Source organism: Kitasatospora sp. NPDC059160, from assembly GCF_042755465.1.
Taxonomy (GTDB): domain Bacteria; phylum Actinomycetota; class Actinomycetes; order Streptomycetales; family Streptomycetaceae; genus Kitasatospora.
The window spans coordinates 36,976-61,187 of sequence record NZ_JBHZCN010000055.1 but is presented as its reverse complement, the minus strand read 5'-3'; the positions used below and the strand labels follow the sequence as shown (position 1 = coordinate 61,187).

Here is a 24,212-nt window from a genome sequence, read left to right as displayed (position 1 = left end):
TTTCCTGTTTTTTTTTTTTTTTTGTGTGGTGGGGTGTGTTTTGTTTTTTTTTTTGTTGGGGGGGGGGGTGCGGGTCGGGGCCCCCGCCCCCCCCCCCACGGCCCCGTCGTGTTGCCTGGTGAAACGATCGAGGGAGGGGCACGTGAAGGTCGGCACCGGGATATCGGAGTTGCTGCGGCGTCGGGCCGGCGGGGTGCGGGCGCGGCTGCGGGAGCGCCGTACGCAGCGCAGGGTCTTCCAGGCGACGACGCTGCTCTGCTCGCTCGCGCTGGCGCCCAGCGCCTGGCTGTGGGTCGGGGCGGGTGACCGGGTGGGCACGGTGGAGAGCGCGCCCTCGGCTCCGGTGGCGGTGGTCTTCGGCGCCGGGCTGGACCAGGGCAAGCCGTCGCCGTACCTGGAGCACCGGCTGGTGGCGGCGCTGGACCTGTACCGGGAGGGCAAGGTCAAGGCCATCCTGGTGACCGGGGACAACGGGCGGATCGAGTACGACGAGCCGGACGCGATGTACCGCTACCTGACCGAGCACGGCGTCCCCGGGGACCGGGTGGTGCGGGACTACGCGGGCTTCGACACCTGGAACTCCTGCACCAGGGCGCACCGGATCTTCGGGGTGGACCGCGCGGTGCTGGTCAGCCAGGACTTCCACGTCCGTCGGGCGCTGGCGCTGTGCGAGGCGGCGGGGATCCGCTCGTACGCGGTCGGCGTGCCGGAACTGCACGACACCACCTGGCTGTACGGCGGGCTGCGGGAGGTCGCCGGGGCGGGCAAGGCGGCGGTGAACGTCTGGCTGCGGCCGGACCCGGCGTTCCTCGGGCCCAAGGAGGACGGCATCCCGAAGGCGCTGGCGGAGGCCGCGAAGCAGTAGCAGGGGGGCGTGGGCGGGCGCCGGGCGTCGGCCGGGACCTCGGCCGGGTTCGTACGCACTGTCGGACCCGTGCGCGATGATCGGCGGGTGCGATCTCTGCCGAGCATCATCCACCTCGACATGGACGCCTTCTTCGCGGCGGTGGAGCAGGCGGCCAAGCCGAGCCTGCGCGGGAAGCCGGTGGTCGTCGGCGGGCTCGGCGGGCGCGGGGTGGTCTCCACGGCCTCGTACGAGGCGCGGCGGTTCGGGGTGCACTCGGCGATGCCGATGGCCCAGGCGCGGCGGCTGTGCCCCAACGCGGCCTTCCTGTCCGGGCGGTTCGAGGCGTACCGGCAGAACAGCGAGATCGTGATGGGACTGCTGCGCCAACTGTCGCCGCTGGTGCAGCCGTTGAGCCTGGACGAGGCCTTCGTCGACCTGATGGCCGGTCCGTACGGCCCGGTGCTGTCGGAGGCGGACCACGAGACCGGGGAGCGGCTGGTGCTGGCCCTGGCGGAGGACCTCAGGGCGGACATCCAGCGTCTCACCGGGCTGACCGGTTCGGTGGGGGCGGCGGGCTCCAAGCTGATGGCGAAGATCGCCTCCGAGCAGGCCAAGCCGGACGGGCTGGTGCTGGTCGAGCCGGGGCAGGAGCGGGCCGTGCTCGGCCCGATGCCGGTCCGGGCGCTGCCCGGGATCGGGCCGGCCACCGAGCAGGTGCTGCGCCGGGCCGGGTTGAGCACGGTGGCGGACCTCGCGGAGGCGGGGGAGGCGGAGCTGGTCCAGCTGCTCGGGCGGGCGCACGGCACCGGGATCTTCCACATGTCGACAGGGCTGGACGACCGGCCGGTGGTGGCCGACCAGGATGCCAAGTCCGTCTCGGTGGAGGACACCTACGAGGTGGACCTGGCTGACCGGGACCGGGTGCTGCGGGAGGTGGAGGCGCTCGCCGGGCGCTGCGTCCGGCGGCTGCGCTCGGCCGGGCGCTCGGGCCGAACGGTGGTGCTCAAGGTGCGGCGGTTCGACTTCTCGACGCTGACCCGCTCGGAGACCCTGGGCGGGCCCACCGACGACGCTGCGGTGATCACGGCGACGGCCCGGCGCCTCGCCGAGCAGGTGGACATCACCGGCGGGGTGCGGCTGCTCGGGGTGGGCGTGGCCCAACTGGCCGACTACACCCAGGAGGACCTCTTCGCGCAGGCGCTGCGGGAGGAGGCGGCGGAGCACGCCGAGGTGGCCGAGGCGGCGGTGGCCGAGGAGGAGCCGGAGGAGGTCGTGGTGCGGCGCTGGATGCCCGGACAGGACGTCCGGCACGCCGAGCTGGGGCCGGGGTGGGTCCAGGGCAGCGGAGTGGGGCGGGTGACGGTGCGGTTCGAGACGCCGTGGAGCGGGCCGGGCCGGGTGCGGACCTTCGCGGTGGACGATCCGGCGCTGGAGCCGGCCCGGCCGCTGCCGCTGCGGCAGCCGGAGGAGCCGGACGCGGACGGGGCTGAGGCGTAGGGGGCTGAGGGACGGTGCCCGAGGCGGGCGGGCGCGGTAGCGGCCCGGGAACGCGGAACGGCCCCACCCGGTAGGAAGTACCGGGTGGAGCCGCATACCGTGCCGGGCCCCGGACGGTCGCGATGCCCTCGCGACCGGGCGGAGGCCCGGGCCCGCGCGTCCTGTCCCTGAACGCGCGGGCCGGACGCCTCGTCAGGCGTCGGTCTTGGCCAGCTCGGGGCTGGAGTCCTGCCGGGCCGCGCCGCCGGCGACGGTGACGGCCGGCTTGGTGGTGCGGATCAGGAAGGGGACGACGCCGGCGATGACGCAGACGACGGCCGTGACCCAGAACGCGTGCTTGTAGGCGTCCAGGGTGGGCAGCAGCACCGGGATCTTGATCGGGAGCTTCATGGTGTCGCCGGTCAGGATGGCGGTCATCACGGCGGTGCCGATCGCGCCACCGACGGTGCGCAGCACGGAGTTCATGCCGTTGGCGATGCCGCTCTGCTCGACCGGGACGGCGCCGTTGATGAAGGCGGGCATCGCGGCGAAGGCGAGACCGATACCGAGGCCGAAGATCGCGGAAGCGGTGTAGATGTCGCCCTCGGCGCTGTGCCGCAGGGCCAGGTAGGCCATCGCGATCGCGCCGAGGACGCCACCGAGGACCAGCGGCAGGCGCGGGCCGCGGCGGGCGATCATCAGGGCGCCGATCGGGGCGGCGACCATCGAGCCGATCGCGGACGGCAGCAGCATCACGCCGGCGTGCAGCACGGTCGCGGTGAAGCCGTAGTGGGCCAGCTTCTCCGGGGTCTGGGCGAAGTTGCTGATGACCATGAACGAGCCGTACATGCCGAAGCCGATCAGCAGGCCGGCCAGGTTGGTGAAGGCGACGGCCGGGCGGCCCATCATCTTGAGGTCCACCAGCGGGTGGGCGACCTTGGTCTCGATGACGCCCCAGATCAGGGCGACCACCGCGGCGACGGCGAACAGGCCGAGGGTCTTGGTGGAGGTCCAGCCCCAGTGGTTGCCCTGGCTGACCGCGACCAGCAGGGCGGAGAGCCAGCCGGCCAGGGTGAGCGCGCCGAGCGGGTCGGCGCCGCCCTCCTTGTCGGTCACCGGGTCGGTCGGGACCCGGAAGGCGACCAGGGCGATGGCGAGCAGGCCGAAGGCCAGGCCCATCCAGAAGATCGACTTGTAGTTCCAGTGCTCCAGCAGCAGGCCGGTCGCGACCAGGCCGAGGCCGGAGCCGACGCCCATCGAGGCGCTGATGGCGGCGACGCCGCCGGTCACCTTCTGCTTGGGCAGCTCGTCACGGACGATGCTGATCGCCAGCGGCATCACGCCACCGCCGGCGCCCTGGAGGACGCGGGCGACGATCAGCCAGGTGAAGGAGTGGGTGCAGACGGCCAGCGCCGAACCGGCGATCAGGCCGGCCAGCGAGATCAGCAGCATGGGCTTGCGGCCCCGGAGGTCGCCGAAGCGGCCCAGCAGGGGAGTCAGCACGGCCGCGGACAGCAGGTTGGCGGTCATCAGCCAGGTGATGTTCGACCCGGAGACGTCCAGTTCCTTGGCCAGCGACGGCAGGATCGGGACGACCGCGGTCTGCACCACGCTGAAGGACAGCATCGCCAGGATGAGGGCCGGCAGGACCCGGGCGTTGCTCTGCTTCTCGGCCGCAGTGGTGGGCTGTGGTGCCTCACTCACGGTTGCTTCCTCCCGTACATAGTGAATGAACTCAAGTAACTGTGCGGGTGGATAGTTCATGATGTCAAATATCGAGTGGTTAAGGTTTGGCAAAGTGGGGAACTACGGCGCAACACGAGGGCCCCGGACCGGAGTCCGGGGCCCTCGTGGAACGGGCGGAGATCGGGGAGGTCAGGCCAGCGGGCGCAGGGCGGCGGGCCGGGGGCCGTCGGCCGCGTGGACGAGCGCCTCGCCCGCCTCGGCCGGTGCGGTGGCGGCCGTGTCGTCGTGGACCTCGACGTGCTCGCGGCGGAGCTCGTCCCGGACCACCTCCTCCTCCGTGTAGCGCTCCACCACCAGGCGGACCCGCTCGATCGGGGCGAGGTACTTGCGGACCACCGGCCGCTCCTCACGGAGGGTCACCTCCTCGACCGCCTCGTCGATCTCCTTCTCGGTCAGCGAGGCCAGCTCGGCCTCGCCGACCGGCATCCGCTCCACCCGGACCCGCTCGCGGACCACCGGGACGCGGCGCTCGACCTGCTCGCTGGTCACGTACTTGCGCAGCTTCGCGGTGCCCAGCACGTGCCACTCGGTGGTGATGTCCAGCCGCTCCTCGCGGCAGGTGATCTCGACCGGGCCGCTGGGGGCCGAGGAGGCGGCGGTGCCGTTCGCGGCCGGGGTGGTCGCGGCGGGCTGCGGCTTCGGCTCGGCCACGTGGGCGGCGGCCGGCGCGAGGACGGTGCCGTTGGCGATCGGTGCGGGGGTGCTGAGGGTCCGCACGTGGGCCTCCGTGGCGGTGTCGGTGCTGGTGTGGGTCGTGCCGGTGCTGGTCATGGTGGTCGTGCCCGTCGCGGTCGCGGTCGCGGTCGTGGCCGGGTCGGGGTCGGGGTCGGGGGAGTGGAAGGCGATCGGCTTGGCGGCCGCGGCGGCCGTGGTGGTGCCGAAGTCGAGGTCCGGCCGGTCGTCCCGGGCGGGCTCCGTGGTGGCCGGACGGCCGTCCGCGGGGGTGTCGAGGCCGTAGTAGCGGTAGAGCTGGAGCTCCTGGGCCGGCGACAGGTGCTGGCCCACGCCGAAGTCCGGCGAGTCCTTCACCAGCGACTTGTCGTACGGCACCCGGAGCTCCTCGCCGGAGAACTCGCTCGTGGTGAGCGGGACGAAGGCGTCCCGGCCGAAGATGCCGGTGCGGACGGCCGCCCACTCCGGATGCCCGGTGGCGTCGTCCAGGTACACCTCGTCCACCGTGCCGATCTTGTCCCCGTTGCGGTCGACCGCCTTGTGGCCGATGAGGTCCCTGGGGTCGATGTCGGTCTGCACTCTTTCCTCCAAGCGCTGCGCCTGCGGAACTCCCGCAGGTGAGGCGGCCGGAGCACCCGTCCCGTCCGCCACTTCACACCAAAAGCCATCAATCGGACGCGCGCGACCGGGGTGCGCCGGACGGGCTTCGCGCTGGGCCGTCCGGGGGACGCGCGTAGACCCGGAGTGACCGGACGCACCCGTGATCGGAAGCCCTCCCGCTGGTACCCTGGGCCGCGACCGCCGAGCCCGCTCGGGAGAGTCCCCGACAGTGAAAACCGCTGGTCGGGGCGCCGAAGGAGCAACTCCTCCCCGGAATCTCTCAGGCATCCGTACCGTGCGGGATAGGTCACTCTGGAAAGCAGGGCAGGACCGCCGGCGCGGGAGCCGACGATCACCACCCTCACCGACGGTGCAAGCCGACGGCGCGCCATCGCGCGGCGTGCGGGCGAAGCTCTCAGGTCCCGATGACAGAGGGGGAGGCCTTTCGGGTCCGCCCGCCCAGGTCGGTCCGCTGTCCGCAGCGGCGCGACCGGCCGGCGTGCGTACCCCCGCCGGTCCGTGACCAGGAGGCCTCGACCACCATGAACGCCCAGCCGAACGCGGGACGCCCCACCAGCGCCTCGACCCTCACCGAGCTTGAGCTGGCCAGCCCCTTCGAGAACCGCCACATCGGCCCCGACGCCGCCGCGCAGGAGAAGATGCTGGCCTCCGTCGGCTACGGCTCGCTGGACGAGCTCGCCGCCACCGCCGTTCCCGAGGCGATCCGCTCCATCACCGCCCTGGACCTGCCCGCCGGCCGCAGCGAGGCGCAGGTCCTCGCCGAGCTGCGCGAGCTGGCCGGCCGCAACCAGGTGCTCCAGCCGATGATCGGCCTGGGCTACTACGGCACCTTCACCCCGCCGGTGATCCTGCGCAACGTCATGGAGAACCCGGCCTGGTACACCGCGTACACCCCGTACCAGCCGGAGATCTCGCAGGGCCGCCTGGAGGCCCTGCTCAACTTCCAGACCCTGGTCTCCGACCTGACCGGTCTGCCCACCTCCGGCTCCTCGCTGCTGGACGAGGGCACCGCGGCCGCCGAGGCGATGGCGCTGGCCCGCCGCGTCACCAAGGTCAAGGGCGGCGTCTTCCTGGTCGACGCCGAGACCCTGCCGCAGACCGTCGCGGTGATCAACACCCGCGCCGTGCCGACCGGCGTCGAGGTCGTCGTCGCCGACCTGTCCGAGGGCATCCCGGCCGAGATCGCCGAGCGCGGCGTCTTCGGCGTGCTGCTGCAGTACCCGGGCGCCACCGGCGTGGTCCGCGACCTCACCGCGGTGATCGAGCAGGCGCACGGCCTGGGCGCGATCGTCGCCGTCGCCGCCGACCTCCTGGCGCTGACCCTGCTCAAGTCCCCGGGCGCGCTGGGCGCCGACATCGCCTGCGGCACTTCGCAGCGCTTCGGCGTCCCGATGGGCTTCGGCGGCCCGCACGCCGGCTACCTCTCGGTGCGCGCCGAGTACGCCCGCTCGCTGCCCGGCCGCCTGGTCGGCGTCTCCGTCGACGCCGACGGCAACCGCGCCTACCGCCTGGCCCTGCAGACCCGCGAGCAGCACATCCGCCGCGAGAAGGCCACCAGCAACATCTGCACCGCCCAGGTGCTGCTCGCCGTGATGGCCTCGATGTACGCCGTCTACCACGGCCCGGACGGCCTGGCCGACATCGCCCGCCGCACCCACCGCTACGCCGCCGCCCTCGCCGAGGGCCTGCGGGCCGGCGGCGTCGAGCTGCTGCACGGCGAGTTCTTCGACACCGTCACCGCCGTCGTCCCGGGCCGCGCCGCCGAGATCGCCGCCGCCGCCCGCGCCAACGGCATCAACGTGTTCCAGGACGGCGAGGACCGGATCTCGGTCTCCGCCGACGAGACCACCACCCGCGAGCACCTGGCCGGCGTCTGGGCCGCGTTCGGCGTCCCCGCGGTCGAGGTCGCCGAGGCCGCCGACGCGCTGCCGGCCGCGCTGCTGCGCGAGGACGAGTACCTGACCCACCCGGTCTTCCACAGCCACCGCTCGGAGACCGCCATGCTGCGCTACCTGCGCCGCCTGTCGGACCGGGACTACGCGCTGGACCGCGGCATGATCCCGCTGGGCTCCTGCACCATGAAGCTCAACGCCACCACCGAGATGGAGGCGGTGACCTGGCCGGAGTTCGGCCAGCTGCACCCCTTCGCGCCGGTCGACCAGGCCGCGGGCTACCTGACCCTGATCCGCCAGCTGGAGCAGCAGCTCGTCGAGGTCACCGGCTACGACGCCGTCTCGATCCAGCCGAACGCCGGCTCCCAGGGCGAGCTGGCCGGCCTGCTGGCCGTCCGCGCCTACCACCACGCCAACGGTGACGCCCAGCGCGACGTCTGCCTGATCCCGTCCTCGGCGCACGGCACCAACGCCGCCTCCGCGGTGATGGCCGGCATGCGCGTGGTCGTGGTGAAGACCCTGGTCGACGGCGACGTGGACGTCGAGGACCTCAAGGCCAAGATCGAGCAGCACCGCGACAACCTGTCGGTGCTGATGGTCACCTACCCGTCGACCCACGGCGTGTACGAGACCCAGATCACCGACATCTGCGCCCTGGTGCACGAGGCCGGCGGCCAGGTGTACGTCGACGGCGCCAACCTGAACGCCCTGGTCGGCCTGGCCAAGCCGGGCAAGTTCGGCGCGGACGTCTCGCACCTGAACCTGCACAAGACCTTCTGCATCCCGCACGGCGGCGGCGGCCCGGGCGTCGGCCCGGTCGCGGTGCGCGCCCACCTGGCGCCGTACCTGCCGAACCACCCGCTCCAGGAGGAGGCCGGCCCGGCCACCGGCGTCGGCCCGATCTCGGCCGCGCCGTGGGGCTCGGCGGCGATCCTGCCGATCTCCTGGGCGTACGTCCGGCTGATGGGCGGCGAGGGCCTCAAGCACGCGACCCAGGTCGCCGTGCTGAACGCCAACTACATCGCCAAGCGCCTCGCGCCGCACTTCCCGGTGCTCTACACCGGCCCGGGCGGGCTGGTCGCGCACGAGTGCATCATCGACCTGCGCCCGCTGACCAAGGAGACGGGCGTGACGGTGGACGACATCGCCAAGCGCCTGATCGACTACGGCTTCCACGCGCCGACGATGTCCTTCCCGGTGGCCGGCACGCTGATGATCGAGCCGACCGAGTCCGAGGACCTGCACGAGATCGACCGGTTCTGCGACGCGATGATCGAGATCCGCGGCGAGATCGACAAGGTCGGCTCGGGCGAGTGGGCGGCCGACGACAACCCGCTGCGCAACGCCCCGCACACCGCCGCCGTGCTGGCCGGCGACTGGGCGCACGGCTACTCGCGGCAGGAGGCGGTCTTCCCGGCGGGCGTGAACCCGGCGGACAAGTACTGGCCGCCGGTGAGCCGGATCGACGGCGCGTACGGCGACCGCAACCTGGTCTGCTCCTGCCCGCCGCTGGACGAGTACGGCGTCTGATCGACCGCGCAGGAACGAGGCAGGGCCCCGGCAGAACGTTTCTGCCGGGGCCCTGCCCTTGTGTGCTGTCCGGGTGTCGGACGGGTTACCGCGTGGGCTCGGGCCGTGGCGGCGCGGGCGGTGGGGCGGCGGGGCGGCGTGGGCTCAGGCTGCGTGGGCGACCGGGCGGCGCGGGGCGATCACCCGGCCGTCGGGCAGCAGTTCTCCGGTGTCCTCGAACAGGAGGACGCCGTTGCAGAGCAGGCTCCAGCCCTGCTCCGGGTGGCAGGCCACCGGCTCGGCCGCTTCGCGGTCCTCGGACTCGGCCGTCGGGCACTCAGGACGGTGCTGGCACATACGCGTACCCTCGCTTCGCTCTGCGATCCTCCCCGTGGTGCGGTTCCCGGAGGTCGAGCCGTCCGGGGCCGCCGTGGTGGTCGGATCCTGTCCGCGTGCCGGCCAGGTTTGGCCAGCACTCAAGTGGGTAGGACAGGGGGTCCTTCCACGCTGGTTCCCAGTGTCGGCATCTGCGGACGCGCGCGCAGCAATTTCGTGACATGCGCCACAACTCCGGGGCAGAGATCACCCGTTCAGGTGGGGCCGGGGAGAAATCGCGCACCAGTGGGCCAGTCGGGGCATGGCCCGAGAGGGCCATGGCGGATGGCCCGTCCGGGTAGTGGCCGTTCGGGTGAGGGCGGCGGGCGGGGCGGGCGCGGCGAAGGGCCGCCGGGCGCGGTGCCCGACGGCCGGTGCGGTGCGCGTCCTCAGGGGGAGCCGAGCAGCAGGGATCCGGCCAGCGGGGCGCGGGCGAGCAGCGGGAGCAGCTCGGCGGCCGGGTAGGCGCGGTGCGCGGTGACGCCGAGCGGGGCCGGGGCCAGCGGGATCAGCAGGTCGGTGGACGGGCCGGCGTCGGGGCTGTGCAGCCAGAGCGCGGTGGCGTACTGGCCGGGGAAGGTGAGCAGCCGGGGCTGGCGGCGGGAGCGGGAGCCCTGGGCGAGCTGCCAGGCCTCGCGCAGTGCCCGGACGGTGGAGGAGAGGTACGGGCCGGCGGTGAAGTGGGAGAAGGTGTGGCCCTCGGGGCTCTGCACCACCTCGGCGGCGGCGGCCACGTCGGGGCCGTCCTTGATCAGGAACCGCCAGCCGGTGCGCCGGGCGGCGGGCAGCTCGGGGCGCGGGCCGTCCAGGACGTGCACCGCGAGCGGGTGCGCGGGGAGCAGTGGACCGGTCGGGTGACGCAGCGCGGCGGCGGCGGGCTGGCGCAGCGCGGTCTCCGAGTCGAGCGCGCCCAGGACCGCGCGCAGGGCACTCGGTGGGGGCTGGGGGGTCTGCAGGGTCATGGCGGGGTCCGCCTCTCCAAGCGAGATCGGCGTGCGAGTGCGGCATACCGGCGCGGCTCGGCGCGTCCACGGTGACGGGGGCCGGCCTTGTCCGGTTGTGCAGGATCGCGGCGCCGGCGCGGTCTCCGCCGTCGATGAGGGACTCGGGGCGGGAGCGGACCGGCCGGAGCGCAGTGCGAACTCAGCGGCTTCATCGAACAAATGCGCAGGGTGATCTGTTTATCACAGGCGGTGGCGGCGGGCAAGTCTGCAGATGACCTGAATTCCCGTCAGATGCCTTGCAATGCAAGCCAGTACAAGCATTCGGGTATCGATCTTCGAGGTGGGCATGATGCTGGCACGGTCGACCGGCCGGGTGTCTCAGGAGGAGGGGACCGTGGGCGAGAAGGTCGTGGCGACACGGGCGGATCTGGCGGACCGGCAGCAGTACCGGCTCAAGCTCCAGGCCTGCCTCGACGCGCTCGGGCGGATGCTGCGCGAGGACCGCTTCGACCGGCCGCGGGCCGTGATGGGGCTGGAGATCGAGCTCAACCTGGCCGACGAACAGGGCCTGCCGGTCATGCGCAACGCCCAGGTGCTGAGCGCGATCGGGTCCAGCGACTTCCAGACCGAACTGGGCCAGTTCAACATCGAGGTCAACATCGTGCCGCACCGGCTCTGCGGGCACGTCTTCGAGGAACTGCGCGAGGAGATCGACACCGGGCTGCGGTACGCCGACCGGCAGGCGGCCGAGGCCGGCGCCCGGATCGTCATGGTGGGCATCCTGCCGACCCTGGAGAACGACCACACCGGGCTGGACGCGATGAGCCACAACCAGCGCTACAGCCTGCTCAGCGACCAGATCCTGGCCGCCCGGGGGGAGGACATCGCGCTGGACATCGAGGGCGTGGAGCACCTCCAGCTGGAGTCCATCACGATGGTCGCCGAGGCCGCCGCGACCTCGCTGCAACTGCACCTCCAGGTGACCCCGGAGCGGTTCTCCTCGGTGTGGAACGCCGCCCAGGCGATCTGCGGGCCGCAGCTGGCGCTCGGCGCCAACTCCCCCTTCCTGTTCGGACGGGAGCTGTGGCGGGAGACCCGGCCGGTGCTCTTCCAGCAGGCCTGTGACACCCGTTCGGCGGAGCTCAAGGCCCAGGGCGTGCGCCCGATCACCTGGTTCGGCGAGCGCTGGGTGGACTCGGCGTACGACCTGTTCGAGGAGAACCTGCGCTACTTCCCGGCGCTCCTGCCGATCTGCGACGACGAGGACCCGCTCAAGGTGCTGGCCTCCGGCGGCGCGCCCAGGCTCGCCGAGATGCGGCTGCACAACGGCACCATCTACCGCTGGAACCGCCCGGTGTACGACGTCTCCGGCGGGGTCGCGCACCTGCGGGTGGAGAACCGGGCGCTGCCGGCCGGGCCGACGGTGGCCGACACGCTGGCCAACGCCGCCTTCTACTACGGGCTGGTGCGGGTGCTCGCCGAGCAGCCCCGGCCGGTCTGGACCCGGCTGCCGTTCGAGCGGGCGGACGAGAACTTCCGCCAGGGCGCCCGGTACGGCATCGACGCGGTGTTCCAGTGGCCGCGCCCCGGCCGGGCCGGCCGCGGCGGCGGGCTGCAGACGGTGTCGGCGGTCGACCTGGTGCTCAACGAGCTCCTCCCGATGGCCTACCAGGGGCTGGACGAGTGGGGAGTGGAGCCCGCCGACCGGGACCGCTACCTGGGGATCATCGAGCAGCGCTGCCTGCGCCGCACCAACGGCGCCGCCTGGCAGAGCGCCACCTTCCACCGGTTGCGCGAGCAGTACGGCATGGACCGCCCGGCCGCGCTCGCCGCGATGACCAGGCGCTACGCCGAGCACATGCGCGGCGGCGAACCGGTGCACACCTGGCCGGTGGGCTGAGCCCGCCGCTGTGTCAGGATGATCGCTCCGGTCGTCGGCCGACGACCGGAGCGACCGTCCGTCCGCTGGAGCACCCGTGACGACCCGCCCGACCGTGCCGGAGACCGTGCGGCCCGACCGACGCCTGCTCGGCGTGGAACTGCTGGTCGTCCTCGGCCTCTCGCTCGGGGCCAGCGGGATCAGCGCGCTGATCAGCTTCGCGGGCTCGCTCACCGAACCGCTCCAGCTCGGGCAGCAGGTCGCCACCCTGAACGGCTCGCGCGCGCCCGGGCGGCCCTGGCTGGACCTGGTCTGGCAGCTGTACTACATCGGACGCGGGCTGATGCCGGTGGTGCTGGTCGGCTACCTGCTGGTGCGCGAGGGCGCCTCGCTGCGGGTGCTGGGCTTCGACCTGCGGGAGAAGCTGCGCGACCTGGGCCGGGGCGCGGCCGTCGCGGCGGCGATCGGCGGCTCCGGGCTGGTGCTGTACCTGGCCTCGCAGGCGGCCGGGTACAACCTGACGGTGGCGCCCTCCGGACTGCCGGACGTGTGGTGGCGGGTGCCGGTGCTGGTGCTGTCGGCCTGGCAGAACGCGATCCTGGAGGAGGTCGTCGTCCTCGGCTACCTGCTGCGCCGGCTGGGGCAGCGGGGATGGTCCTGGCCGGCGGCGGTGGTGGCCAGCTCGGTGCTGCGCGGCTCGTACCACCTGTACCAGGGGGTCGGCGGGCTGGTCGGCAACATGGTGATGGGGGCGGTGTTCTGCCTGCTGTACCGGCGCTGGGGGCGGGTGATGCCGCTGGTGGCGGCGCACGCGCTGATCGACACGGTGGCCTTCGTCGGGTACGCGCTGCTCGCCGGGCACGTCAGCTGGCTGCCGACCCCCTGACCGGTGATCCCGACAGGGACTGGCTGCGCGGCGGGCGGGCGAGCAGCCGGTCGACGTGCCGGCGCTCCAGGCCCCGGCCGGGGTCGATCGGCAGCAGCAGGCGGTCCCGGCGCCACAGCGAGCGGCGGACCAGCCGGGACGGGATGACGTCGTCCACCCAGGCGAACGGGCGGCCCTCGGCGTAGCGCAGCAGCGGTGCCCACTTGCGGGCGGAGAACAGCTGCATCAACGGGACGTGCGGGTCGCCGGGTTGCTGGACGTACCCGGTGAAGCGGACGAAGGGGAGCGGGTCCAGGCCGATCGCCGGGGCGATGTGGGTGTTGGCGTGCTCCTCCCAGGTGGTGGCCCAGACCAGCTCGTACGTCCCGGCGAGTTCGCGCAGCCAGGCGCCGTGCTCGGCGGAGAGCAGGACGGCGTAGCCGAGCAGGGTGTGGGTGTCGAACCCGGCGTCCGGAGGCGGGCAGACCGGGTTCAGCACCCCGTCGACGTCCAGGAACAGCAGTGGCTTCGGCACCGGTGGGCCCCCAAGTGGATGGATCTTCCTACCCGGTCGGACGAACCGTCGGCCCCGATGGTTGCTTTCCGACGGGCGCACGCGGGGCGCACAGGGCGCTCACGGCGCGGGCGCGGGTTCGCCGGCGGGCACCGGTGCGTCCGGGGTGCTTCCCCGCGGGTCGCGGCGGGAGAGCCGGCGGATCTGCGGGTCGATCAGGACGACGGCGCTCAGCAGCAGGCACAGCGCCGCGCAGGCCCACAGCGCGCCGGACAGGCCGAGCGCGGCCGCGGCCGGGCCGGCCAGCGCGGTGCCGACCGGGGCCAGCGAGTAGGAGCCGAGCTCGTCGTACGCGGAGACCCGGGAGAACATCTCCTCCGGAATCTCCTGCTGGAGCACGACCATCCAGTTGACGCCGAAGACCGTGACGCCGACCCCGGACAGGAACATCGCGGCGATCAGCAGCGGCAGCGGGGCGCCGGCGGCCAGGGCGAGGGCCGGGGCGCCGAACAGGAACACGCCCCAGTTGCCGACCAGCAGGATCCGGCGGGGGCGCCAACGGGCCATCAGCAGGCCGGTGACGACCAGGCCGACGCCGTACGCGGACATCGCCAGGCCCCAGGCGCCCGCGCCGCCCAGGCGTTCGTCGGCCACCGTCGGCCCGTACACCGCCTCGACGGTGTTGATGCAGGCCACCACGACGGCGAACTGCAGCACGATCACCCACAGCCAGCGGCGGGAGGCGAACTCCCGCCAGCCCTCGCGCAGGTCGCGCAGCATGCCGCCGCCGGAGGGGGCGGGCGCGGACTCGGGCTCCAGGAAGAAGCGCAGGGAGGCGGCGACCAGGAAGCAGAGGGCGTCCAGGGCCAGCACCCAGCCGGGGCCGACGGCGGCGGTGAGCGCCCCGCCGAGGGCGGCGCCGCCGATCTGGGAGGCGTTCAGGCCCATCCGGAAGACCGCGAAGGCGCGGGCGGCGTGCTCCTGGGGGACGGCCTGCATGATCATGCCGCCGGCCGCGGGGGAGTAGAGGGCGTAGCCGGCGCCGCCGGCGGCGGAGAGCACCAGCAGCTGCCACAGCTGGACGTTCCCGGCCAGCACCAGGGCGGCCAGCACGGCCTGGGAGGCGCCGCTGAACAGGTTGGCGGCGACCATCACGTGGTGGCGCGGGAGCCGGTCGGCGAGGGTGCCGCCGACCAGCAGGAACAGCACGGTCGGCAGCAGCCGCGCGGCGGTGACGTAGCCCACCTCGGTGGCGCCGCCGCCGTTGCCGAGGACGGCGAAGGCGGTGGCGATGGGGGCGCCGGCGTTGCCGAGGCCGCTGATCACGGTGGCGGCGGTCTGGATGCGGAAGTTGCGGCTCGCCCAGGTGGGGCGGCGGGGGAGTGGGGTCGGCACCCGGGTGACTATGGTCGGAGTTCGTACCGGTGTCATCCGGATTTCGCGCCCGAACCGGTGGGGGCGGGCGCCGGCGGCGGATGGGGCGGGGCGGTGGGGCGGGGCGTCAGCCCAGGTGGCCCCAGAGGAAGGTGAGGGTACGGCGCCAGGCGATCCGGGCCTGGAGGGCGTCGTAGGTGCCCAGCGGGTTCTCGTCGTTCATGAAGGCGTGCCCGGCCGGGTAGAAGTGGATCTCGGGGCGGACGTCGGTGGCCTCGCCGATCCGGGTGGCTGCCTCGTCCACGTCGGCCATCGGGATCGAGCCGTCGAGTTCGCCGAAGTGGCCGAGGACGTGGGCGGTCAGGCCGCGGTAGTCGAAGTCGGGGTCCGCCGGGAGGCCGTAGAAGGGGACCGCGGCGGCCACGGCGTCGCCGGCCCGGGCCGCCAGCATCAGGGCGAAGCCGCCGCCCATGCAGAAGCCGACCGCGCCGACCGCGTCGCCGACCACGCCGTCCAGCGCGAGCAGGTGGCCGACGGCGCCGGAGAGGTCCTCGACGGCCCGCTCGACCGGGAGTTCGCGCTTGAGCCGGGCCGCCTCGGCGCCGTCGTGGGTGGTGGTGCCGCCGAAGAGGTCGGGGGCCAGCACGGTGAAGCCCTCGGCGGCGAAGCGGTGGGCCATGTCCGCGACGTGCGAGGTGAGCCCCCACCACTCCTGGACCACCACCAGGCCCGGTCCGACGCCCTGCGGAGGGCGGGCCAGGTACCCGTGCGCGGTGCGGCCGTTGCTCGGGAAGCTGACGTTCTGCCGGGGGCCGCCGTGGTCGGGCATGGCTTCCTCTCGGTGGGTCGGGCCGTTCGGGGGCTGGGCCGTTCGGTGGGTCGGGCCGTCTGCGGCGGGGAGCGGGAGGGCGGGGCCGGTCAGCCCATCTCCTCCAGGGCGCGGCCCTTGGTCTCCTTGATGCAGAAGGCCACGAACGGGATGGAGAGCAGCGCGAAGGCCGCGTAGATGACGTACGTCGCGGAGAGGTTCCAGTCGGCGAGGTCCGGGAAGCTGACCGTGATCGCCCAGTTGGCGATCCACTGGGCCGAGGCCGCGACCGACAGGGCCAGCGCCCGGATCCGGTTGGGGAACATCTCGCCGAGCAGCACCCAGACCACCACGCCCCAGGAGAAGGCGAAGCAGAGCACGAACACGTGGGCGGCGACCAGGGCGACGGTGGCGTGGGTGTTGTCCAGGGTCGCGGTGTCGCCGGTGCCGTGCCGGTAGGAGAACGCCCAGGCGGCGGTGCCCAGCGCGGCCGCCATGCCGATCGAGCCGGCCAGGGCCAGCGGCTTGCGGCCGATCCGGTCCACCAGGGCCATCGCGATCACCGTGCCGATCACGTTGACGATGGAGGTGGAGAGGCTGATCAGCAGCGAGTTGGACTCGTTGATGCCGACCGACTGCCAGAGCAGGGAGGAGTAGTAGAAGATCACGTTGATGCCGACGAACTGCTGGAACACCGAGGCGCCGATGCCGATCCAGACGATCGGCAGCAGGCCGAAGCGGCCGCCGAGCAGGTCCTTGAGCCGGGGCTTGTGGGCGGATTCCAGCACCGCGCGGATCTCGGCGACCCGGGCGTCCAGGTCGACGTCCTCGCCCTCGACCTCGACCAGCACCTTGCGGGCCTGCTCCTCGCGGTGGTCGGCGATCAGGAAGCGCGGCGACTCCGGGATGGAGAGCGCCATCAGCCCGTACACCAGGGCCGGGATGGTCTCGACGCCGAGCATCCACTGCCAGGCCTGGATGCCGCCGAGGTGGCCGGTGGACTCGCCGCCGGCGGCCTGGTTGAGCGCGTAGTTGGCGAGCTGCGAGACGGTGATGCCGAGCACGATCGCCATCTGCTGGAAGGAGGCGAGCCGGCCGCGGTAGGCGGTCGGCGCGACCTCGGCGATGTAGGTCGGCGCGATCACCGAGGCGATGCCGATCGCGACGCCGCCGACCACGCGCCAGCTCGCGAGGGCCTCGATGTTCGGCGGGAACATCGAGCCGATGCCGCTGGCCGCGAACAGCACGGCGGCCAGCAGCATGGTGCGCACCCGGCCGAAGTGGTCGGCCAGCCGGCCGGCGACCACCGCGCCGGCGGCCGAGCCGAGCAGCGCGATGGCCACCACGAAGGCGGTGGTGCCGTGGCCCACCGCGAAGTGCTTCTGGATGCCCGTCACGGCGCCGTTGATCACGGCGCTGTCGTAGCCGAACAGGAAGCCGCCCATCGCGGCGGCCGCCGAGATGAAGATCACGTGCCCGAGGTGGGCCTCGCCGGAGGCCCGCTGGTGATGGACTGTGGACACGCGCGCTCCCCGGGTGGACGGGCCCGCCCCGACGGCTGGGCAGGACTCGTCTCACATTCGAGCAGCGCGGCGGCCGACCCGCCCGAGTTGGGGACCGATCGGGTGAAACGGGGTCAGTCGGCGGCGCGCGCGGTGGCCGTGCGCCGCTCCTGGAGCCGCTCCTGACGTCGGCGGTGGCGCCGCAGCAGTTGGGTGCGGGCGGCGGCGTCCTGGTCCCGGCGGAGCGCCGGGGCGTCCGCGCGCTCGGCGAGCCGCCCGGCGATCGCGTGCTGTTCGGCGGCCGGCTTCTTGTCGTCGTACTTGAACTTGGCGCGCACCTCGCGGACCGTCAGTCGGAGCCCGCGCAGGCCGGGCAGCAGCCGGCCGAACTCCGTCCGGCCGGGGACCACCCGGACCTCAGGGGTCTCCGGCTGGAAGTGCGCCAGCTGGCGGTTGAGGATCTCCGCCTTGCCCTCGGCGGACTCCACCACCTCGGCGGTGCAGTGGAAGTGCACCGAGGCGTAGTAGCTGGTGGGCGTGCCGGGCTCGCCGCGCCAGTGGCCGGGCGCGAAGGCGTAGCCGTCGGTGACCGCCAGGGTGACGTTCGGGTCGGCGCGGACGGCGGTCAGCAGCGGGTTGGGCGTGGCGAGGTGGAGCAGGATCTCGCCGCCCTCCTCGTCCAGCAGGAAGTGGGTGGGGACGAGCACCGGGCCCTCGTCGGGGCCGCCGTTGGCGGCGAGCAGGCCGAAGTCGCGGCCCTCGGCCAGCCAGGCGCGCCACTCCTCCTCGTCACCTCGGTCCCAGGACCTGATCAGCATCGGACGGCCTTCCTCAGCGGGGGTAGCGGCGCATGTGCGCGGGCAGCGGGACGTTCGGGTCGTGCGCCTCGGGGGCGCCGTAGGCGGTGCTGACCGGGACGGTGCCGGACCAGTACGGCAGGTCGGCGTCGGCCGGGTCGTCGGCGGCGCCGTCCGAGCGGGTCTTCGCCGAGACCTCGTCCAGCTCCAGCCGGAGCACGGCGGTGGCGGCGAGCTCCTTGGGGTTGGCCGGGCGGATCTCGCCGGAGCGGCCGGGGACGACCTGGTCGACGATGGCGGCCAGCGCGACGTCCAGCTCCTCGGGGTCGGTGACCTGGTACGCGGTGCCGTGGGCGACCACCGAGCGGAAGTTCACCGAGTGGTTGAACGCGGACTTGGTCAGCACCAGGGCGTCGACGTGGGTGACCGTGAGGCACACCTGGAGGCCCTGGTCGTCGGCGGCGCCGCGCAGCGGGCGGCTGCCGGTGGAGCCGTGGACGTAGAGCCGGCTGCCGACCCGGGCGAAGACCGTGGGCAGGACGACCGGGGCGCCGTCGACGACGAAACCGAGGTGGCAGAGGTAGGCATCGTCGAGGATGGCGTGGATCGCCTCGCGTTCCCAGGTGGCGCGGTCCTTGTAGCGGGTGGGGGTGGTGCGTGGGGTCCGGGCGTAGTCGGTGCCCTCGGTGTTCGTCGGCGTGGTCGACATGACAACCCCTATGTACTAGTGCATAATCTGGTTTGTGCTAGGAGACTATCCGCTGAAAGGGCGACGCGCCAGCGAAATCGCGGCCCACATCGAACAGGGCGTGAGCAGCGGACAGCTCGCGCCCGGAACCCCGCTCCCCCCGCTGCGCGACCTCGCCGTCGAACTCGGCGTCAACCCCAACACGGTGGCCGCCGCCTACCGGCTGCTGCGCGACCGGGGCGTGATCGAGACGGCCGGCCGCAAGGGCAGCCGGATCCTGCCCCGGCCCGCGCTCACCCCCCGCGACCAGATCCGCGTCCCGGTGCCCGAACGCGCCCGCGACCTCTCCACCGGCAACCCCGACCCGGCGCTGCTGCCCGACCTCGCCCCCGCCCTCGCGGCCGCGGTCGCCCGGACCGGACCCGTGCTGTACGGGCAGTCGCGGATCGACCCCGGGCTGCTCGAACTCGCCCGCAGCTCCTTCGAGGCCGACGGACTGCCCGGCGGCCCGATCGCCGTCGCCTCCGGCGCGCTGGACACCATCGAGCGCACGCTCGGCGCCTGGCTGCGCCCCGGCGACGCGGTGGCGGTCGAGGACCCGGGCTGGGGCAGCCTGCTCGACCTGCTGCCCGCGATGGGGCTGCGCCCCCTGCCCGTACGGCTGGACGACGAGGGGCCGCTGCCGGAGGCGCTGGCCGCGGCACTCGCCGACGGGGCCCGCGCGGTGGTGGTGACCAGCCGGGCGCAGAACCCGACCGGTGCGGCGCTCGGCGAGGCGCGGGCCGCGGCGCTGCGGGCCGTGCTGGCCGAGCACCCCGGGGTGCTGCTGATCGAGGACGACCACGGGCACGGCATGGTCGACCAGCCGTACCGGCCGCTGGTCGGCGCGGGGCCGCGGCACTGGGCGGTGGTGCGCTCGGCGGCCAAGGCGTACGGGCCGGACCTGCGGGTGTCGGTGATGGTCGGCGACGAGGAGACGGTCGGGCGGGTCGCCGGGCGGCTGCGGCTCGGCGCGGGCTGGGTCAGCCACCTGCTGCAGCGCACCGTCGCCGAGCTGTGGCGCGCCGACGCGGCGCCCGCCGCGAGCGTGGCCGCCGCCTACCGGGAGCGGCGGGACGCGCTGCTGGCGGAGCTGGCGGCGCGCGGCATCGAGGCGCACGGGGCGAGCGGGCTGAACGTCTGGGTGCCGGTGCCGGACGAGACCTCGGCGCTGGCGGCCCTGGTGCAGCGCGGCTGGGTCGCGGCGCCCGGGGCGCGGTACCGGATCCAGTCGCCGCCCGGGCTGCGGTTCACCGTCGCGGGACTCGACCGGGCGGGCGCAAGGGACCTGGCCAACGATCTGGCGGCGGTTCTGGGAACGGGCGGTGCCGACACCCGGCTGGTCTGAACCCGTCGGTAACAAAGCGGGAAACCTGCTGCACGTACCTAGCGGTAACCGGCGCGGCCATGCCATCTTTCGTGCGCCACCGGCGCCGGCGGCCTTCCCTCACGTACGCGTCTTCCCGTCCCCATCGCGCGGGGAGACCGAGCCGCAGGAGTTCCGCCGTGCCCGAAAACAGTTCGAGCAGCACCAGCAGCACCCCTGGACTCGGCCGTCGGCTGCTCACCGCAGCCGCAGCCCTGCCGCTGACCCTGGCGGGGCTGGCCCTCGCCGCGCCCGCCTCGGCGGCCCCGGCCGCGCCGGCCGCCGCGCCGGGCGGACCGACCGCGAGCGTCACGCTCGGCGACAGCTACATCTCCGGCGAGGCCGGCCGCTGGAAGGGCAACTCGGCCGACTCCAGCGGTAACCGGACCGGGACCGACCGGGCCTGGAACGGCAGTTCGTACGACCCCTCGCTGGTCTACGGCGCGACGGCGGCCAGCGGGTGCGACCGCTCCGACGTCGCCGAGGTGCTCGGCGCCCAGGGCGTCGCCCAGAAGCAGGTCAACCTGGCCTGCTCGGGCGCCGTCACCGGCAACGTCTTCCGCGCCTCCAACGGCGGGCAGTCCCTCAAGGGCGAGGCCCCGCAGGCCGACCAACTCGCCACCGTGGCGGCCCAGAACAACGTCAAGCTGATCACGCTGTCGATCGGCGGCAACGACCTCGGCTTCTCCGGGATCATCTCCAACTGCGTGCAGGACTACCTGGTCTGGTACTCCTACTGCCACAGCTCGGCGCAGTCCCAGATCGACTCCAAGATGCCCACCGCGATGGCCGGGGTGAGCAAGGCGATCGACGAGATCCGGGCCGTCATGACCAACGCGGGCTACGCGCGCTCCGACTACCGGCTGGTGCTCCAGTCGTACCCCTCGCCGATCCCGCGCAGCGCCGAGATGCGCTACCCGGAGAGCGGCTGGAGCCGGTCGGACACCGGCGGCTGCCCGTTCTGGGACGGCGACGCCGACTGGGCGCGCGACTCGATGGTGCCGCAGATCTCCAAGGCGCTGGCGGGGGTCGCGGCCGCCAAGGGGGCGCAGTTCCTGGACCTCTCCAACATGCTCCAGGGCCGTGAGGTGTGCTCCACCTCCGCGCAGCAGCCGAGCGCGGGCTCCGGCCCGTCCGCGACCACCAGCGAGTGGGCGCGCTTCCTGGACGGCGGTCTCAACACCAGCCAGGGCGCGGTCCAGGAGTCGATGCACCCGAACTACTACGGGCAGCAGGCGCTGGGCGCGTGTCTGGGGCAGCTGTGGACCCGGCCGACCGGCAACTACGCGTGCAACAACACGGCCGGGCGGGACGCGAGCGGGATGTACCTGACGGCGGAGTGAGGCGGACGTGCCGCCGCCCCTCGCCCGGAGTGTGCGGGCGGGGGCGGCGGTGCGGCGCTCGGCTCGCCTTCGGCTCGGCGCTCGGCTCGGCTTTCGGGTCGGCTTTCGGGTTCAGCCCTTGGCGAGCAGGGACTGGGCGTGGGCGCGGACCTGATCCTTCGTCAGATAGGCGTCGGTGTACTCGAAGTCCTGCAGCCGGGCGGGCTGGCGGGCCAGGAAGCCGGTGCGGACGAAGTCGTCCCCGGCGGTCGCGTTGAGCAGCCAGTTCGCCCCCACCCGGAACTTCGCCGCGTTGGTGCGCATCGCCATCAGGTGGTAGCCGCGGGCCACCAACTGGGCCGGAACACCGCGTAGTTCGACGCCCACCGGCTTGGAGACCGCGTCCTTGCCGCCGAGGTCGACCACCAGGCCGAGGTCCTTGTGGTAGTACGGCTCCAGCGGCTGGCTGCGCAGCGAGGCGATCACGTTGTCGGCCACCGCGCGGCCCTGGCGGGCCGAGTGCTGGGCGGTCGGCGGGCAGACCGCGCCGTCGCCCTTGGCCAGGTCGGGGACGGCGGCCGCGTCGCCGAGCGCGAACACGCCCTCGAACTGCGGCACCCGCATCTCCGCCGTCACCGCGAGCCGGCCGCGGACCGTCTCCGCGTCCAGGGTGGCGATCAGCGGGCTCGCGGCCACCCCGGCCGTCCAGATCAGGGTGCGGCAGGGGATCACCCGGCCGTCGGTGAACTTGACCGTCTCGGCGCCGACCTCGGCCACCGACACGCCGAGCGACACCTCGATGCCGCGGCCGCGCAGCACCTCCAGGGCCGCCGTGCCGAGGGCGTCGCCCAGTTCGGGCATCAGCTTGGGGGCGATGTCGATCAGGTGCCACTTGATCTGCTGGGCGTCCAGGCGCGGGTAGCGGCGGGCGGCGGCGGTGGTGAGGCGCTGGAGGCAGGCGGCCGTCTCGGTGCCCGCGTAGCCGCCGCCGACGACCACGAACTGCAGCCGGGACTCGCGCTCGTGCTGGTCCAGGGTGGCCGAGGCGAGGTCGAGTTGGGCGATCACGTGGTCGCGGACGTAGGCCGCCTCGGCGAGCGTCTTCATGCCGCGGGCGTAGTCGGTCAGGCCGGGGATGTCGAAGGTGCGGGTGACGCTGCCGGGGGCGAGCACCAGGACGTCGTACTTCTGCGCGACCACCTCGTCGGTGATCTTGCGGACCACGCACACCCGGGAGGCCGGGTCCACGCCGATGGCGCCGCCGGGGACGATGTGGGTGCGGCGCAGGCTCCGGCGCAGGGAGACCGCCACGGACTGGGGGGTGAGGACGCCGGCCGCGACGTGGGGCAGGAGGGGGAGGTAGAGCTGGTAGCTGAACGGCGTGACCAGCGTGATCTCGGCCTCCGACGGCGAGAGCTTGCGTTCGAGGCGGCGGGCGCACTCCAGGCCTGCGAAGCCGCCGCCGACGATCAGGATCCGAGGTCGTTCCATCGCTCATCCCTTTGCCGTACAGGTCGTACCGGAAGGCCCCCATTACTGTCCGCCACACTCGCACGGAGCAGCGGGGGCTGCCACCGGGATGGGGCGCAGGGGGGAGGAGGGGGAAGAGGGGTTCCTGAAGAGGGGCTCCTGTCGGGGGCCGGGGCGGGGCGGGGCACCGATAGGCTGTCGGGCGTGCTCCCCGAGGTGACGGCGATCCGGTACGTGACGCCACTGCGAGAAGGCGGCTCGATGCCGGGCCTGGTCGAGGCCGACGACCGGCGGCTGTACGCGCTGAAATGGATCGGCGCCGCGCAGGGCCGGAAGGCGCTGGTCGCGGAGGTGCTGGCCGGCGAGCTGGGGCGGCGGCTGGGGCTGCCGGTGCCGGAGCTGGTGACCGTCGACCTGGATCCGGTGCTCGCGCGCAGCGAGCCGGACCACCAGGTCCAGGACCAGATGCGGGCCAGCGGCGGGACCAACCTCGGGATGGCCTTCGTCAGCGGGGCGCTGAACTTCGACCCGCTCTGCTTCGAGGTGGACCCCGAACTGGCCGGGCAGGTGCTCTGGTTCGACGCGCTGATCGGCAACGTCGACCGGTCCTGGCGCAACCCCAACCTGCTGGTGGCGACCGGCGGGCTGCGCCTGATCGACCACGGCGCGAGCCTGATCTTCCACCACAACTGGCCCGGCGCCGCGGCCTGGGTGCGCCGCCCGTACGACGCCTCCGACCACGCGCTGCTGCGCGCCCGGCCGGACCTGGCGGCGGCGGACAAGGCGCTCGCGCCGATCGCGGAGGAGGCCGTCGAGGCGGCGGTGGCGCAGATCCCCGAGGTGTGGCTGGTGGACGAGTTCGGCTTCGACTCGCCCGAGGACGTACGCGCCGCGTACCGCGCCCAGCTGACCGGGCGACTGGCCGGTCCGCGGGACTGGCTGCCGGAGGTGTCCGCATGACCGGGCCGCTGTCGGCCGCGCTGCCGGCCGTCGTGGAGCTGCACGACTACGAGTACGCCGTGATCCGGGCGGTGCCGCGGGTCGAGCGGGGTGAGTGCGTGAACGTCGGGGTGCTGCTGTACTGCCGGCAGAGCGCCCACCTGGCCGCGCGGACCCACCTGGACCAGGCCCGGCTGCTGGCGCTGGACCCGGTCGCGGACGTGCAGGGGGTGCGCCGGGCGTTGCAGGGGATCGAGGCGGTCTGCCTGGGCGGGCCGCAGGCCGGTCCGGCGGCCTCGGACAGCCCCGGGCAGCGGTTCCGCTGGCTGACGGCGCCGCGCAGCGCGGTCGTCCAGCCGGGGCCGGTGCACACCGGGCTGACCGCGGACCCGGAGGTCGAGCTGCGGCGGCTGTTCGACCAGCTGGTGCTCTGACCCCGCCGCTCCGGGCCCGGCCCTGCTGCGCCTCCCGCGTCTCCGTCCCTCCTGTCCCTCGTGCCCCGAACGGGGGTACTGTGAGGCGGCTCGCCGACGTTTGCCGTGGTCAAAGCTTGAGTTAGTGAAGCAC

20 protein-coding genes and 1 riboswitch are annotated in these 24,212 nt (G+C 73.4%); of the genes, 9 read left to right on the top strand and 11 right to left on the bottom strand.

The genetic code is table 11. The annotated features are described in order from the left end of the window. Positions 1–142: 142 nt before the first annotated feature. Complete coding sequence (locus ACFXOZ_RS23570) at positions 143–865, top strand: vancomycin high temperature exclusion protein (protein WP_375893585.1); 723 nt, start codon at positions 143–145, stop codon at positions 863–865. An 87-nt stretch (positions 866–952) separates the two neighbouring features. Next, positions 953–2,344: a DNA polymerase IV gene (locus ACFXOZ_RS23565; RefSeq protein WP_380402129.1), complete on the top strand. Its 1,392-nt coding sequence runs from the start codon at positions 953–955 to the stop codon at positions 2,342–2,344. Positions 2,345–2,536: 192 nt separating this feature from the next. Here the strand turns inward: ACFXOZ_RS23565 and ACFXOZ_RS23560 are convergent, their stop codons facing one another. After that, positions 2,537–4,027: an MFS transporter gene (locus tag ACFXOZ_RS23560; protein ID WP_380402126.1), complete on the bottom strand. Its 1,491-nt coding sequence runs from the start codon at positions 4,025–4,027 to the stop codon at positions 2,537–2,539. A 171-nt stretch (positions 4,028–4,198) separates the two neighbouring features. Further along, the gene (locus ACFXOZ_RS23555) at positions 4,199–5,320 is read right to left on the bottom strand and encodes a PRC and DUF2382 domain-containing protein (protein WP_380592467.1); all 1,122 of its coding nucleotides are present in this window, start codon (positions 5,318–5,320) and stop codon (positions 4,199–4,201) included. A 223-nt stretch (positions 5,321–5,543) separates the two neighbouring features. Further along, a riboswitch (glycine riboswitch) is annotated at positions 5,544–5,647 on the top strand. A 236-nt stretch (positions 5,648–5,883) separates the two neighbouring features. On the opposite strand from ACFXOZ_RS23555, the gene gcvP reads away from it, so the two are divergent. Continuing rightward, a complete protein-coding gene (gene gcvP, locus ACFXOZ_RS23550; RefSeq protein ID WP_380402120.1) occupies positions 5,884–8,784 on the top strand; it encodes an aminomethyl-transferring glycine dehydrogenase in 2,901 nt (966 codons plus the stop codon). Positions 8,785–8,928: 144 nt separating this feature from the next. Here the strand turns inward: gcvP and ACFXOZ_RS23545 are convergent, their stop codons facing one another. After that, entirely contained in the window at positions 8,929–9,120 is a 192-nt protein-coding gene (locus ACFXOZ_RS23545; protein ID WP_360242315.1) for a DUF5999 family protein, read from the bottom strand. A gap of 407 nt (positions 9,121–9,527) precedes the next feature. Further along, complete coding sequence (locus ACFXOZ_RS23540; RefSeq protein ID WP_380592465.1) at positions 9,528–10,100, bottom strand: hypothetical protein; 573 nt, start codon at positions 10,098–10,100, stop codon at positions 9,528–9,530. 376 nt (positions 10,101–10,476) lie between these two features. Between ACFXOZ_RS23540 and ACFXOZ_RS23535 the strand changes: the two genes are divergently transcribed. Together ACFXOZ_RS23535 and ACFXOZ_RS23530 are read left to right on the top strand one after the other, a co-directional pair. After that, entirely contained in the window at positions 10,477–11,982 is a 1,506-nt protein-coding gene (locus ACFXOZ_RS23535) for a glutamate--cysteine ligase (RefSeq protein WP_380528710.1), read from the top strand. Between the two features lie 76 nt (positions 11,983–12,058). Further along, a complete protein-coding gene (locus ACFXOZ_RS23530; RefSeq protein ID WP_375893597.1) occupies positions 12,059–12,847 on the top strand; it encodes a CPBP family intramembrane glutamic endopeptidase in 789 nt (262 codons plus the stop codon). Here ACFXOZ_RS23530 and ACFXOZ_RS23525 read toward each other — a convergent pair. The 6 genes from ACFXOZ_RS23525 to ACFXOZ_RS23500 form a co-directional block, all read right to left on the bottom strand. Continuing rightward, positions 12,825–13,361 carry an HAD domain-containing protein gene (locus tag ACFXOZ_RS23525; RefSeq protein ID WP_380528711.1) on the bottom strand — a complete coding sequence of 179 codons (537 nt, stop codon included), beginning with the start codon at positions 13,359–13,361 and terminating at the stop codon, positions 12,825–12,827. The genes ACFXOZ_RS23530 and ACFXOZ_RS23525 overlap by 23 nt on opposite strands. 99 nt (positions 13,362–13,460) lie before the next feature. Beyond that, entirely contained in the window at positions 13,461–14,735 is a 1,275-nt protein-coding gene (locus ACFXOZ_RS23520) for an MFS transporter (protein ID WP_375893601.1), read from the bottom strand. Between the two features lie 106 nt (positions 14,736–14,841). After that, positions 14,842–15,543: a dienelactone hydrolase family protein gene (locus ACFXOZ_RS23515; protein WP_380592463.1), complete on the bottom strand. Its 702-nt coding sequence runs from the start codon at positions 15,541–15,543 to the stop codon at positions 14,842–14,844. Positions 15,544–15,632: 89 nt separating this feature from the next. Beyond that, on the bottom strand, positions 15,633–17,045 hold the full coding sequence (locus tag ACFXOZ_RS23510) for a sugar porter family MFS transporter (RefSeq protein WP_380528714.1): 1,413 nt from the start codon (positions 17,043–17,045) through the stop codon (positions 15,633–15,635). 113 nt (positions 17,046–17,158) lie between these two features. Further along, positions 17,159–17,842, bottom strand: a complete 684-nt coding sequence (locus tag ACFXOZ_RS23505) for an FMN-binding negative transcriptional regulator (protein ID WP_380528716.1) — start codon at positions 17,840–17,842, stop codon at positions 17,159–17,161. Between the two features lie 13 nt (positions 17,843–17,855). After that, positions 17,856–18,530: a pyridoxamine 5'-phosphate oxidase family protein gene (locus ACFXOZ_RS23500; RefSeq protein ID WP_380592461.1), complete on the bottom strand. Its 675-nt coding sequence runs from the start codon at positions 18,528–18,530 to the stop codon at positions 17,856–17,858. A gap of 34 nt (positions 18,531–18,564) precedes the next feature. Between ACFXOZ_RS23500 and ACFXOZ_RS23495 the strand changes: the two genes are divergently transcribed. Both ACFXOZ_RS23495 and ACFXOZ_RS23490 read left to right on the top strand, forming a co-directional pair. Beyond that, positions 18,565–19,896 carry an aminotransferase class I/II-fold pyridoxal phosphate-dependent enzyme gene (locus tag ACFXOZ_RS23495; RefSeq protein ID WP_375893610.1) on the top strand — a complete coding sequence of 444 codons (1,332 nt, stop codon included), beginning with the start codon at positions 18,565–18,567 and terminating at the stop codon, positions 19,894–19,896. Between the two features lie 158 nt (positions 19,897–20,054). Next, on the top strand, positions 20,055–21,257 hold the full coding sequence (locus ACFXOZ_RS23490) for a GDSL-type esterase/lipase family protein (RefSeq protein ID WP_380592459.1): 1,203 nt from the start codon (positions 20,055–20,057) through the stop codon (positions 21,255–21,257). A gap of 111 nt (positions 21,258–21,368) precedes the next feature. Here the strand turns inward: ACFXOZ_RS23490 and ACFXOZ_RS23485 are convergent, their stop codons facing one another. After that, complete coding sequence (locus ACFXOZ_RS23485) at positions 21,369–22,727, bottom strand: NAD(P)/FAD-dependent oxidoreductase (RefSeq protein ID WP_380528719.1); 1,359 nt, start codon at positions 22,725–22,727, stop codon at positions 21,369–21,371. Between the two features lie 183 nt (positions 22,728–22,910). Here ACFXOZ_RS23485 and ACFXOZ_RS23480 point away from each other — a divergent pair, with 183 nt between their 5' ends. Then, positions 22,911–23,666: a HipA family kinase gene (locus tag ACFXOZ_RS23480; protein WP_380592457.1), complete on the top strand. Its 756-nt coding sequence runs from the start codon at positions 22,911–22,913 to the stop codon at positions 23,664–23,666. Then, the gene (locus ACFXOZ_RS23475) at positions 23,663–24,079 is read left to right on the top strand and encodes a DUF3037 domain-containing protein (protein ID WP_375893616.1); all 417 of its coding nucleotides are present in this window, start codon (positions 23,663–23,665) and stop codon (positions 24,077–24,079) included. The genes ACFXOZ_RS23480 and ACFXOZ_RS23475 overlap by 4 nt, the downstream gene beginning before the upstream one ends. The last annotated feature ends 133 nt before the right edge of the window (positions 24,080–24,212 follow it).